Source organism: Sphingobacterium sp. B29 (genome assembly GCF_001952815.1).
Taxonomy (GTDB): Bacteria; Bacteroidota; Bacteroidia; order Sphingobacteriales; family Sphingobacteriaceae; genus Sphingobacterium; species Sphingobacterium siyangense.
This window is the reverse complement of the sequence record NZ_CP019158.1, coordinates 5198073-5211312: the sequence shown is the minus strand read 5'-3', so window position 1 is coordinate 5211312 and position 13240 is coordinate 5198073. Positions and strand designations below refer to the sequence as shown.

Below are 13240 nucleotides of genomic sequence, written 5' to 3'. Positions count from 1 at the left end.
CATCATCTTTCTGTCTTATTTAACTTTTTCATGATTTTAGTTCTCCAATTTAACTTACATTGTCTTTCTGTAAAGCGGAAGGGAAGCTTTTATAAGAATGCTATCCCGTAGCGATACGGTGTAAATAAGAATTTTTAGAGGGAGATAATCGTTATGGAAATAAGAGCGGCAAGTGAAGCCGACTATGCGGCAATCCTGCGCATTTGGGAAAATTCGGTTCGGGCAACACATGATTTTTTGAAAGAGGAGGATCTTCAGTTATATAAGAGACTGATTCCAACCGAGTATTTACCACAATTAAAGGTATATGTCATAGATGACGATGGACAGCCTACTGCTTTTTTCGCTGTCTCCGATGATAATCTGGAAATGTTATTTGTGGATTCAGCCTACAGGGGAAAAGGTATTGGGACTGTGGCACTACAGTATGTGCTGGATAAGCTCCAGGTGTATAAAGTTGATGTCAATGAGCAAAATCAGCAGGCTGTTGATTTTTATCTGAAAAAAGGATACCAGCTTATCGGACGCTCAGCTGTAGATGGTATGGGCAAATCCTATCCGATCTTGCATTTACATCACGAGAGCGCTATCAATGGATTGAAATAATTTTAAAATGAAATAACTTATGATACAAGGTTTATACGAAACGCATATTCAGGTGCGTGATTTAGCTAAATCGGTCGCATTTTATACGGAGGTATTGGGATTGCGTGTGGCACATCGTGATCCGACACGTCCTATTGTTTTTTTATGGATTGGAACCGGCAAAGACTATATGTTGGGGTTGTGGCAGGAAGAAACAAACTTTCAACCGAGACATTTTGCTTTTAGAGCGGATAAAGAGGATATCTTGAACTATGCCGTGGACTATCTGAAAACACGTGACCTGACACCTTATAATTTTTTAAAGGATGGGATCGAAGCACCGATGGTCTTTGCATGGATGCCGGCATTGGCCATTTACTTTAATGATCCGGATGGCAACCAATTGGAGTTTATCGCAGTTTTGGAAGGGGAGGGTAGGCCCGAACTGGGCGTGCTGTCTTATGCCGATTGGATCAATCGTACGACACAATAAGTCGCGAAGAGACGACTTATTGTGTTGAATCCCATTCTTCGGCAAGGATTGCAAAGACCACGTCATCTTCCCATTGACCGTTATGGAAATAGCTTTTTACAAAATGAGCTTCCTTTCGGAATCCCAAACTTGTTAAAAGCTGCATGGATGCCTTGTTTTCCGGAGCTACCGAGGCCATGATCCGATGTTTATGATACTGACGGAACAGGGCCTCTATAACTGTTTTCAGTCCTTCTTTGGCATAACCCTGTTGCTGGAATTCTTTTTTTATGGTACAGCCCAATTCCACCTGCAGGTGTTCAGTACCAAAAAAATGAACGCCAATATCGCCGATTACTGCGTTTGCTATTTTGTCGGTCATAACGAGCTGAAACCAGGACTCTGGAAGATTGAATGTGCCCGGATTTTTAGCAATAAATGCATCGACTTCTGCCAAAGAGTCTGGAATCCAGCCCTGGTATTTATTGGTTTCTTTATCCGAACGGTAACCGAATACGGCCTGACTATCCTCCGCCATAATGGGGCGAATCGCTAATCTTTCTGATTCAATATGCATGACTTAACGATTTGAAAATCTGGCTATCGCTTCTTCACGCGTACCTACAAAATTGATTTTCTTTGATTTATTGCTTTCGTAGATAAAATCGTTTAGACTTTTGCTGTTGTATCTGGAGAAATCGCCAACGATGGCAATGTCAAAGCCATACTGCGTATATTTTTGAAGAATTTCACCGGCAAGTTTTGTTTTAAGTTCGAAGAAATCGTCTGTGATGTTCTCTTGATAAATAATTGCTTTGTATGCTTCTTGCGCGCCACAGTCGACCATAATCTGTAGACCATCATCGAGATTATGGATAAAGACGCCTGAACCTTTAACTTCAGCAATGTTTTCGTCACCTAGTTGAATAATAGTGATTTCCATTTTTTTTGTCGTGTAGTTTTAAAAATAAATTTGTGGGACCATATTCCATGATCCAGTGCTCTACGTTGGGAAATCCTGTTGGAAATGATCTGCTTCGCGGATAAACAGGTTTTAACCTGCAAATTCTTTCAGCATATTAATTGTTGGACAGAAGAACAGGGAGCCGGTATGCGCCGTACTAAAGTCCAGTATTCTATCGTAATTCCCTTCGGGTTCACCAATAAACATTCTTTTTAGCATCAATTGTACGGTACTGAATGTGCTGGCGTAAGCGATAAAGTAGGTTCCCATTTCATTTGTTGCGATTTGCCCAAAAGGCATATTGTCGCGAACAATTTTCAAATCGTCACCGACATTGGCTAGGGCCGAATGTGAATTAGTCGGTTTTTCATCGTCGCCCATCTCAATATCGTTTGCTTTGCTTCTGCCGATGACCTTCTCCTGTTCAGGGACGGGTAAAGAACGCCAGGCGTTCATGTCGTGAATATATTTTTGTACAAATAAATAGCTTCCACCCGTATAGGCTACATCCTCATCACCAACGATACCAAAGAAAGCACGATCCTCACCAAGGGGATTTTCTGTTCCGTCAACAAAGCCCAAGATACTTCGGCCGTCCCAATATCTGAACCCATGAACTTCCTCCTTGCAATCGGCAACGGGACTTAATAAGGCTGCTATTTCGGTCGCCATGTCAATGCAATAGCTTTTTTCATAAGCACGAATATGGAAATGTAAATCTCCGGGGGTAGCCACAGCAATATGTTTTTGACCGATGATAGGTTCGAAAGGAACCAATTCCTTTGGCATAGGTTCGTTGAGTTCAAGCTTTTTCCAGGCATGGTGGCTTATGCCCAATACCACACTTGCTTTCACAAGATTTGAACGTACCTGTGCCGAATTGTTGAGATTGACAACCAATGCACATAAGCGTTGGAAGACATCCTTAATGACCACATTTTCGTGGAAATTCCATACCATAAACACCGTATTGTTGCTCGGTGTATCGATGACATTTTGGGCCTGATGATCCATAAGATAAGTTGTTATGTGTTGTACAGCCTTGCTAAGCTACAAATAAAATCGGTTGTACGGATAGACTTTTTGATTACTCGAATGCGGTTTTTTGATATACTTTGACGATTTCATCAATGACCAGATCTGGTTCGTCATAAAAGACATGATGCTCCGCATTTTGAGCCAAAAGATAACGTCTATTGTTTTTTTGATCTGCAAATTTTTTAAGGGCAGCAATAAATAAACTGCGATCGGGTTCTTCAAAAGGTGATTTTCCTGAGCCAATGACAGTCATAGGAACATTGATTTTTCCTGCAACCTCATGTAAAACAGCCGTTGATGCTTCGTAGTTTAAAACGAGATGATAGAACCCTAAGCTTTCTTTTTTGATGTTATCGAGCTCACTGGCATATTCGCTCTTCAATGATTTGGATCGCTCCATGGTCATGAAATAAGGGGATACAATATCGATCATTACTGTGCCAACAACCTGACCGGGATTGGTCGTTATAAATTTCATCGTATAGTTACCACCGAAGGAATGGGCAACAAAAAAGTACCGATCACGATAGCCCAATTGCTGCAAAGCAGTTTTAAGATCCTTTACTTCATTTGTCAAGCTAATGTTAACGGTGTCTATTTCACTTTTCCCAAAGCCAGCCCTGTCATAGGTAATTAAAGGTGCGCCCAATTTGCTCGATAGCGGTTCCAATAACTTTCTCCAAACGGAAGCATCATTTCCACCCCCAGATTCAAAGACAATGGGGATACCCTTCCCCTCTATTAAAGTAAAATGAAGGCTGTGGTTGCCTACATTGATCATGGTATCCCTGAGCTGTGCTTTTACGGCCAGCCCGGGGAATGTCAGTAGGAGGAAAACGGATAAAAGGAGATTATACTTTAGCCCGTACATCGTTCATTTTAAGTGTCATGGTGGTCGCTTCTGTCTCGATCCATTGGCTGTATTCGGCGATAGCCTGTAAGCGAAGTTCGTCGGAGATATACCCTTCCGTAACCATTTGTCGCGATTGGGCGACTTTGTTCCAGATGGCCAGATTGGTATCAAAGTTAGCTTCTCCTTTTTTGTAGGTCTGATCGGCATGGATAACCTGAACCGAATGGAAACCTGCTTCCTGGAGCAGTGCAGCGACCTCATCAGCAACACGATTGTTCATACCTGCATCTGCTCTCCACTTCAGGAAAGTATGGTAAAATTTGAGCATGCTTTCCGGAGGGGCGGGGTTCCATTCAATGGCGGTGTGATTGTAGTCTAAAATAGAGATTTGTCCTCCGGGCTTTAACCAGGATTTAAATAAGCCCAATGCCCGGGGAATATCACTTAACCATTGCATGGTGCGCGCCGTTATAATCAGGTCGAACGGATGTGGAGGCTGATAATCAAAAATATTGCTGCAGACCAGGTTCAGATTTTGGGTGCTACCATAGTGCTCATTGCCACTGTCGATAAAAGACGGTGTATTATCGAGCCCGGTTATAGTTCCGTCGCCGATATAACTTGCTACCTCATTGGTGAGCGTTCCGGTACCACAGCCTACGTCCAAGATTTCCATGCCAGGAGACAGTAAGGGAATAATCGTTCTATAATCGGAGGATAATGTTCTTCTTTCAAATATCTTATCGGCCTGTTGATCTTTTCTGTCGATAAATTTCTCTTTCATTGGATTGGGTTTAGTTGACTGTAAATATAGCTTTTGCTTTCCGGTTAAAAAAACTTCTATTCGTTTAACCGTTTTTGTTACGCTAATCAGACCAACAGTTGAGTATATTCCTTGATTTGTTTATGGTTACTATCAGCCGGATATCCTATTCTCCATTAAGAAGGATATAGTAGTCTTTTTACAAGGTATTAACAAGGGGTTAACAGGGGACCTACCCCTGCTAACCTCCTGTTATACCCCTGTAATATCCCTGTTATGATGGAAACTGATATAAAGCAATTTCAAACCTATATCGGGCGATAAAAGAGGACCATTTACTGCTTTATGACGATCATGTACTATTTTGATAGAAACAGTGATACTTTGCGATTAATACCCTAATTAGGAAATTATTTTATGTCGTTTCGCTGTTTTTTTAATAATAGTTTTTTATATTGTTGTACAATAGTACTCGTGCCGTTGTAATTACACTAAGATATCCTGATATTATGCGAAAAGTATTCAAAGTTCTCACGCTAATGTATTGTGCTGTTTTTCTTTCAGCCTGTTCTTCCAACTATCTCATGACATTCAATGGGGAGAATGTAAAAAAAGATGAAGACAAGGGAACGTTTTCATTTAATAATGATACAGTACAAATTGATTATTCCTTCGCCGACAGAGATGGTCGAATTTACCTTCGAATAGAAAATAAAATCGATAAACCGATCTTATGGGATCTTAAAAATTCGGCCATGGTTATTAATGGTAAAACGCAAGGTTATTCTGCTGAACAAGCTGCTTTTAATGGAAAGATGAATGCTTCGGTTTACGATATAGGTGCTAGTAAATCCACTATATTTAATGATGCTTGGGTGAACGGTTCTATCACAGGATCGGTAAGTTTGCCTAAAGATGTGGTACTTATCCCACCACATGCCTATGTAGATGGGCATTATTTTGATTTTAAAAACGATGTTAAATCCATTGTACGATCATCCCAAAAAGAAAAAGTGTATATGTATGATATGAGTGGCGAGAGTTTTGCGGTAAAACTTGCTCGATTTGAAGGCGCTGACTCGCCTTACAGTTTACGTAGTTATTTAAGTTATTCGATTTTAGAAGATGGTAAAGCCATTGTTAAAACTACGGAACAAAAATTTTATGCGGCACAGCTCTGGCAGACCGGTTCAGTAGCCCTTAATAATATTATTGAACTGTATAATAAGCGCGGAGACGTGCTGGCTGTTAAGGAAAAAAAGGGGCAGGGGGCAATGCTTGTAGGAGGTGCCTTGGCGTTAACTGCGGCGGCAGCAGCGATAGACCCAAAAGCGGCTGAATAATGCTTGTCAAAAAGGCAATTCAAATACGCTGTTAAAGGCTGTCCAACCCTTTAAATTTATGGGCATTTAAATTATAGAGGGCTTGTCTAAAAAGATTGGACAAGCCCTTTTTTATGCGATTTTATAATACCTACCCCTCCACAGCAGCATTTCGGGGATTCCATTCTCAAGGGTTTCGGCTAGACTTTTTAGACAGCTTCTTCCTTTGCTTAAAATTTAATAGAGGTCCTATTTGACTGATGTTCCGTCTATAATCTCTTCATCCGCTTTGCTGACCAATTTGGTGTCTTGTTTTAAGTCACCAAATATTTCGATCTGACCATCGATGCTGCGTCCTTTCTGTACAGGAATACGTTGTGTTTTGTTCGAAATAACAGCAATCACAAAACTTCCTTCGCCCGAAGTAAATACGGCTGATTTCGGTACAACAAAAGTACTATCCTGCGATGTTAAAGGTAATTCGACCTCTGCAACCATGCCCGGCAATAACTTGTTGTCGGTATTGTTAATGTCAATTTCTACCCGCTCGGATCTTAATCGGCTGTCCAGGGCACCCGATTTACGAGCGATCTTACCCGAGAAGGTTTGCCCTGGCAATGATTTGACAGTAAATTGTAAGGGCTGGTTTTCGGTGAGGAAACCCGAATATTGTTCCGGAACAGCAACGGCTAACCTCAGTTTGCGTTGTTGTTGAATGGTCATGATGGGCATTTCCGAGCCACGGCCAGCAGGACCAACATAGGCGCCCTGATTGACATTTCTTGTTGCGATTACACCGTCGAAGGGTGCTCTGATTTCCAAATAGTTCAACAGGTTTTGTACCTCTGCGTAGGCCGATTTAGCGGCTTGGTACTGCGCAAAATCAGCATTCTTTTTTGACTCAGCAACCTCAAGATCCAGTCTAGCCACCGTTCCCTCTACTTTGCTGGTTTCAAAGAGTCTGTCGTAAGTACTTTTTGTAGCCATATAGACCGCTTCTTGCGATTTGAGCCGCGATTTGGCTGCTGAAAGCTGCGAACTCAATTCGGGAGCCTCCAATACAGCCAATAGCTGACCGGCATGCACCTTACTTCCGATGTCCACGTTAAGACTTTTGACGTAACTGCTGACCTTAGCGTAAATCTCGACCTGCTGGAATCCCGTGATTTCTCCAGGGATCTGCATTTTATTTGTTAATTTCTGTTTGGTGGGTACAAATGTCTCCATTGCCGGAGCTGCAGCTTCCGGACTTTCTTTTTTTGCATTTTCCTCGGCAGCCGAATGGCATCCTGTTAAGGATGCGATCAGACCGGCGATAGCTAATATTTTGAACAAATTATTTTTCATGTTTTATAGATTATACTGCTTTTACGATAAAGGTTTTAATGCCGCAATATAGTGTTTACTTTCTTTGTCTTCAGGATCTAATGAGATCGATTGTGTACTGCTTTTTTCTTGTGCCCAAGCAAATATAAGCGGTAAGATGACGAGTACGGCAAAAGTCGAAAATAGTAATCCTCCAATTACGGCTCTACCGAGTGGTGAAACCTGTTCGCCACCTTCACCATGACCAATGGCCATAGGTAGCATACCCACAATCATGGCCAAACTGGTCATGATAATAGGCCGAAGCCGTAAGGATGCTGCCTCACGGGCTGCAGCTAGGGCATCGCCATTATGTCGACGGATATGTTCAGCATTGGTGATGAGTAAAACAGCGTTCGCAATGGATACACCCACCGACATGATAATCCCCATGTAGGATTGTAAGTTGAGGGTAGATCCGGTTAACAACAGCAGAATCAATGAGCCCAGCACAACCGCAGGCACTGTGGTGAGCACAACCATAGAAACTTTGAACGACTGAAAGTTAGCCGATAGCATCAAAAATATGACGATGATGGCTACGGCCAAACCCGATTCGAGGCTGCTCATGGTTTCTGACAATACTTTTCCAAGTCCTATTTGCTCCATCGATAAACCACGAGGAAGTTCACCAAGGGCTTTTATACTACGCTGTACATCCTTAGAAGCTGTTTTTAAATCGGTATGATCAATATTTGCTGTAACTGATACATAAGGCATTGCACCTAAATTGTCGTTTTCGCCATAGGTGAAGGACGGCGTGATCGTTGCAACGTCGCTCAGTATTGGTCGCGCTGAATTTTTCAATAAAGGGATTTCACCGATTTCTTTCTCATCTTTCATTTTATCGATGGGAACCTGAACTTGGACGTTGTATGACAGTCCAGCTTTTTCATCGATCCAGGTGTTTTTTTCGGTATAACGCGAAGAAGAGGTGGAAGCGATCAGCGATCGTGTTACTTCGCTGAGATCGATACCCAGTTGTGCAGCCCTGATGCGGTCTATCTTAATATCGTAAGAAGGGTATTTAATGGATTGCGCTAATTGTACATCTCTAAAATAAGGGATGGCTTTTAGTTCCTCGATCAATTTACCGGCGTACTTCTCGTTGTTCTTTTTGTTTTTTCCTGCTATCCGAACTTCAATGGGAGTGGGCGATCCCTGACTTAAAACTTTATCTGTAAGCTCGATCGGTTCAAAGGATACTTGTACATCGGGAACTGCCGCTTTCAGGCGTTTCCGGTATTCATCACGGAAACTGTCCATATCGTGATGGTAGTCTTTCAGTGCAATTTGGAAAACAGCTTCATGTGGACCAGCCATGAAAAGATAGATCGGTGATACTGAAAACTGTCCGGGGTGTTGACCGATATAGACAGAAGATATGCTGATATGTTCTTTCCCAACCAGTTTTTCCAGTTCGGCCAGCGCTAGTTTTGCTTTTTCTTCGGTGCGTTCGATACGTGTACCTTCAGCTGCACGGAGGCGCATTTGGAACTGACTGGAGTTAACTTTCGGAAATACATCCTGTCCGATTGTGGAAAGTAAAATGACAACAAGACTTATTGCTCCCAGCAGATAAACTACGGTAATGGTTTTCTTCCTTTTAAACAAACGGTCGATCATTTTCATGAATCTGTTTCTGAACCGTTCAAAAATACTCAGCTTTCCATCGTTGTTAAAGTCTTCCCGTTCCACCAATAGTTTCTTCTGATTTAGGGTATCCTGTTCAGATTCTACACTCAGTCCAGTTGCTGCGAATTGAGCTTCATCTGCATTTAAGCCCGCTGGTTCGGTCGCGTGTGGCGCTTTATGCGCATGGTCTTTCATAAGCCAGTTGGCCATGATAGGAACAAATGTCTGCGAAAGGAGAAAGGATATGATCATTGAAAATCCAATGGACAAAGCCAAGGGAAGAAATAACGAACCCGGGATGCCTGTCATGGTAAATGCCGGCGCAAATACGGCTAGTATACAGAGCAGGATCAATAATTTGGGTAAGGCGATCTCCTTACAGGCATCCCAGATAGCCAAGGCTTTGGGTTTACCCATATCCAGATGCTGGTGTATATTTTCTATCGTTACCGTACTTTCGTCGACCAGGATACCAATAGCCAAGGCTAGTCCACTGAGGGACATGAGGTTGATGGTCTGCCCGAAGAGTTTCAGAAAGAGCACGCCGGAGATCACGGATATCGGAATGGTTAGGATAACGATCAACGCAGCTCTTCGATCACCTAAAAATAGGAGGACCATTAGTCCGGTCAGGATAGCGCCGATTGCACCTTCGGTAATCAAACTCTTTACGGAATTGATGACATAGACGGATTGATCAAATTCATAAGATAACTTGACGTCGTCGGGTAAATTTTCCTGAATTTTTGGTAAGGCCGCTTTTAAGTTTTGGACAACCTCCCAGGTTGAAGCATCGCCGGCTTTGGCAATACTGACGTATACGGAACGTTTGCCGTTGACCAAAGCATAGCCTGCGGTAACGTCGGCACCATCTTTTACGGTAGCAATATCGCCAAGGTAAAGATTTTGTACTCCACCTTTAAATAGCGGGATTTTTTCAAAATCTTTGACATCCTTGATGGTGTTGTTCGTTGGTGTAATGTAGTTTTTGTCCTGAATACGTACGTTTCCTGCTGGAGCGGTTTGATTGTTTAGTCTTAGCGCTTCTACGACCTGATCGGGTGTCATATTGTGACTCCGCATTAAATCGGGATCAACGTTGACCTCAATTGTACGTGGACTTCCCCCAAAAGGAGGTGGCGACAATAGGCCGGGGATTGACGTAAACGATGCCCGGACATAGACGTTGGCTAGATCTTGTAGTTCGTTGTTAGAACGCTTGTTACTGCTCAATACCAGTTGGCCTACAGGGAGGGATGAGGCGTCAAAGCGAATGATGAACGGCGGTTGTGAGCCTGGAGGAAAGGAGGCTTGGATCCGATTGGCCAGGGCACTTAGCTCGGCTGCAGCCTGGGCCATGTTGGTGTCTTCGTAATACGATACTTTCATTAAGGTCAGACCTTGAATATTCTTGGTCTCAATAGACTTGACCCCATTGGCAAAAAGAAGGATATTGACGTAGTTTTTGGCAAAATAAGATTCCATTTGATCCGGCGAATAGCCACCAAATGGATGGGCAATATAAATAACCGGAAGGTTCATTTTTGGCAGGATATCCACCTTGATCGATCGAACGGCACCTATGCCAAAGACAATAAGTCCCAATACGAGTACGAGGATGGATATCGGCTTGCGTAAGGCAAAACGTATTAAATTCATGTAATGTTATTTATAGTTCTTTGTTGAAAATATCAAAATCTCCCGCAGCTGCGGCTTTTAGTAAAAGCGACTGCCAAAGATTGATGTGGACGATCTCGCGATCGGTTTCGGCTCTATTTAATGTGTAAAAGGTCTGCGTCACGTCGACAAGTGTCGCTAGGCCGTTTTTATACATCGTCATTTTTTGATTGTAAGCTTGCTGAGCTGCCGACACTTGTCGGGGAGCTTCTAGATCACTTTTTAGGGCCAATTGGATTTTCACATCAGCGGCATCCAGCTGTGCTGTCAATTGGGCTTCGGCAGTTTGGTATTCTTCTCTTAGGGCATCATTCGTAAAGCGCTGTGCACTGATTTTTTTTATTGATACGCGCAATCGAAGTCAGATTCCAGTTTATGCCCAATCCCAAGAGATAATTTTGCCTACTGGGACGAACCCCTTGCCAATAATTTGTGCTATATGCTTGTAAATCCGTAATGTAGTCGCTCTTAAAACCAGATCCCCTTGTCTGAAAGACCCCAAAGGCACTTACAGTGGGAAGATACTCTTTGGTTGATAGTTTCAATTGTTGTTCGCCAAGTTCAATTTTACTTTTATAAAATTGCAGAATAGGATTACTTTCAATCAAGTTGCCTGAAAGCGGAGTTAGCTGTATAGGTGTTTTCTGAACCAGAACAGTATCTATTTCGAGATTTTTCGCTGGAATCCCCATCAATACCGTCAGCTTATTGTTTTGCTCCTTAACATTTTCACGGGCCTGATTGAGGCTGATTTTTGCGCGCGATACTTCCGCTGAAGCAAGCGTAGAATCTACTCCGGGTAATATTCCGTTTTTTACTTTGGTGGCAGCAATATTTAAAAATACCAGTGCGCGATCCAGATTCATCTGTTGATTTTTTTCCAATCGTTGACTAGCCAATAAATTGAGGTAAGCCGCAGCGATCTTGATTTTATGCTGGAACTGTTCCTGACCGAGATCGGCCTGTAGTCGTTTGGTATCGGATTTGGCCAATTCGATACGTTCTTTTTTTCGTCCAAAGGTGTAAATGTCCCAATTGACATTGGCTAAGTAAAGCGCACCAAATGCGGCATTCCAATTTTGTTCCGGAAGAGCGGCTCCCGAAGAAGCTACACCCAGCCCACCAAATCCATACAGTGGACCATTTTGTCCGTTGACTGTTCCAAAGTCCTGTTGGGCTACGATGTTCAGATTGGGCCAAAAGTCGCGTTTGACTTGTTCATTGGTCTGCAGGGAGGACTGGAGATAATATTCCTTTGCCTTGATATTTCCATAATTTGCAATACCCTGTTCTACGGCATCGCGGAGCGTAAGCTTCTGAGCGAAGGAAGAGGAGGTCGCAAGTGATACAGCCAATGACAGCACTAAATTCAATTTCAGCATAGGTTATCTATCATTTTATGGACACGAAGATAACGATGAGATGAACTGTGATGTCCCTTTAAAATGATCTATAGCGTTTAAAAGTGACCAATTTAATTCGTCATTTATTTTTCTGCTGTTATAAACTTAAAACTTTTACTTTGTAACAGATTTTTAACAAAAAAAGGATTATGAGAAAGGTTTTTGAGAACAAGATCATACAGGAGATCGTGCTATTGATCTTTTCGTTTATCCTCTTTACTTTGAACGATTGGATTTTGATCCTGAGCTGGAAGGGATTTTTGATGGGCGTGTTCTATTTCTTGATCCTTTATGCGCATGCACAATTGAATCGCTTTTTCCTGTTGCCATTGCTACTTAAGAAGAATAAACCGCTGTTGTATATTTTGGCGTCGGTGGCAACACTACTGGTTTTTGCACTCATATTAAAAGAGCTAACGGATAACGTGATCTACAAGAATTGTTTTCTTTACAAGAATCTTGTTCAGAAAACGTTCCATTATCAATTTGGTGTATTATTGGGTTCGTTGATCTGCATATTGGGTAGTATCCAATTTATTGAATTTTATCGCTTTCAGCGTGTGAAGACCCGACGTGAACTGCTTTCCAATCAGACGCAATTGTCCCATTTAAAAAAACAGCTCAATCCACATTTTTTATTCAATACATTGAATACCATTTATGGTATTAATTTGAAGTACCCGGAACGTACCTCCGAATTGATCATCAAAGTTTCCCAGCTTCTCCGTTATCAGATGGAGAGCAGCGATCGGGAATTTGTTGCGATGGATGATGAGATCGATTTTATCTCAAGTTATATCGAGCTGGAGCGTGAAAGGTTAGGCTATCGCACAAAAATTGAATTTGATTATCAAAAAGAAGAAGATATCAATTATCAGATAGCGCCGATGCTATTGATTACTTTCGTAGAAAATGCTTTTAAACACGGAACCTGCAGTATTGAAGATTGTTTTGTACATATTTCGATCAAGATTGAAAAAGGGAACTTATATTTGCATGTACGGAATTCTGTTCCCGTCAAGAAAAGGAATGTTTTTTCGGCGAAAATAGGTCTGGAAAATACAATGGCGCGATTAAAACTTTTGTATCCTAATCGATATACATTAACGACAAATTCCAAAAAAGAGGAGTATGAGGTGTCATTGGTTATAAATCTTTAAACA

Annotated in this window: 13 protein-coding genes; 4 read left to right on the top strand and 9 right to left on the bottom strand. The window is 42.0% G+C overall.

The window, feature by feature from the left end:
- Positions 1 to 153 precede the first annotated feature (153 nt).
- On the top strand, positions 154 to 606 hold the full coding sequence (locus BV902_RS22385) for a GNAT family N-acetyltransferase (protein ID WP_075993851.1): 453 nt from the start codon (positions 154 to 156) through the stop codon (positions 604 to 606).
- A gap of 19 nt (positions 607 to 625) precedes the next feature.
- Positions 626 to 1078 (top strand): VOC family protein, encoded by a 453-nt coding sequence (locus BV902_RS22380; RefSeq protein ID WP_075993850.1) that lies wholly within the window; start codon positions 626 to 628, stop codon positions 1076 to 1078.
- Between the two features lie 16 nt (positions 1079 to 1094).
- On the opposite strand, the gene BV902_RS22375 is transcribed toward BV902_RS22380, so the two are convergent.
- The 5 genes from BV902_RS22375 to BV902_RS22355 form a co-directional block, all read right to left on the bottom strand.
- The gene (locus BV902_RS22375; RefSeq protein ID WP_075993849.1) at positions 1095 to 1634 is read right to left on the bottom strand and encodes a GNAT family N-acetyltransferase; all 540 of its coding nucleotides are present in this window, start codon (positions 1632 to 1634) and stop codon (positions 1095 to 1097) included.
- A gap of 3 nt (positions 1635 to 1637) precedes the next feature.
- Positions 1638 to 2000, bottom strand: a complete 363-nt coding sequence (locus BV902_RS22370; protein ID WP_075993848.1) for a DUF4180 domain-containing protein — start codon at positions 1998 to 2000, stop codon at positions 1638 to 1640.
- 111 nt (positions 2001 to 2111) lie between these two features.
- Complete coding sequence (locus BV902_RS22365; RefSeq protein ID WP_075993847.1) at positions 2112 to 3035, bottom strand: Dyp-type peroxidase; 924 nt, start codon at positions 3033 to 3035, stop codon at positions 2112 to 2114.
- Between the two features lie 73 nt (positions 3036 to 3108).
- The gene (locus tag BV902_RS22360; protein ID WP_075993846.1) at positions 3109 to 3930 is read right to left on the bottom strand and encodes an alpha/beta fold hydrolase; all 822 of its coding nucleotides are present in this window, start codon (positions 3928 to 3930) and stop codon (positions 3109 to 3111) included.
- Positions 3911 to 4696 carry a class I SAM-dependent methyltransferase gene (locus BV902_RS22355; protein ID WP_075993845.1) on the bottom strand — a complete coding sequence of 262 codons (786 nt, stop codon included), beginning with the start codon at positions 4694 to 4696 and terminating at the stop codon, positions 3911 to 3913. The genes BV902_RS22360 and BV902_RS22355 overlap by 20 nt, the downstream gene beginning before the upstream one ends.
- Before the next feature lie 488 nt (positions 4697 to 5184).
- On the opposite strand from BV902_RS22355, the gene BV902_RS22350 reads away from it, so the two are divergent.
- The gene (locus tag BV902_RS22350) at positions 5185 to 6018 is read left to right on the top strand and encodes a hypothetical protein (RefSeq protein WP_157626189.1); all 834 of its coding nucleotides are present in this window, start codon (positions 5185 to 5187) and stop codon (positions 6016 to 6018) included.
- A 228-nt stretch (positions 6019 to 6246) separates the two neighbouring features.
- On the opposite strand, the gene BV902_RS22345 is transcribed toward BV902_RS22350, so the two are convergent.
- From BV902_RS22345 to BV902_RS22335, 4 genes are read right to left on the bottom strand one after another with little or no spacing between them, the layout of a single operon-like run.
- Positions 6247 to 7344 (bottom strand): efflux RND transporter periplasmic adaptor subunit, encoded by a 1098-nt coding sequence (locus BV902_RS22345; protein WP_075993843.1) that lies wholly within the window; start codon positions 7342 to 7344, stop codon positions 6247 to 6249.
- Between the two features lie 21 nt (positions 7345 to 7365).
- Positions 7366 to 10656, bottom strand: coding sequence for an efflux RND transporter permease subunit (locus BV902_RS22340; RefSeq protein ID WP_075993842.1), 3291 nt, complete (start codon positions 10654 to 10656; stop codon positions 7366 to 7368).
- Positions 10657 to 10666: 10 nt separating this feature from the next.
- Positions 10667 to 11029: a TolC family protein gene (locus tag BV902_RS28400; RefSeq protein WP_250637947.1), complete on the bottom strand. Its 363-nt coding sequence runs from the start codon at positions 11027 to 11029 to the stop codon at positions 10667 to 10669.
- On the bottom strand, positions 10983 to 12056 hold the full coding sequence (locus BV902_RS22335; RefSeq protein WP_250637946.1) for a TolC family protein: 1074 nt from the start codon (positions 12054 to 12056) through the stop codon (positions 10983 to 10985). The genes BV902_RS28400 and BV902_RS22335 overlap by 47 nt, the downstream gene beginning before the upstream one ends.
- Positions 12057 to 12226: 170 nt before the next feature.
- On the opposite strand from BV902_RS22335, the gene BV902_RS22330 reads away from it, so the two are divergent.
- Positions 12227 to 13237, top strand: a complete 1011-nt coding sequence (locus BV902_RS22330) for a sensor histidine kinase (RefSeq protein WP_075993841.1) — start codon at positions 12227 to 12229, stop codon at positions 13235 to 13237.
- The last annotated feature ends 3 nt before the right edge of the window (positions 13238 to 13240 follow it).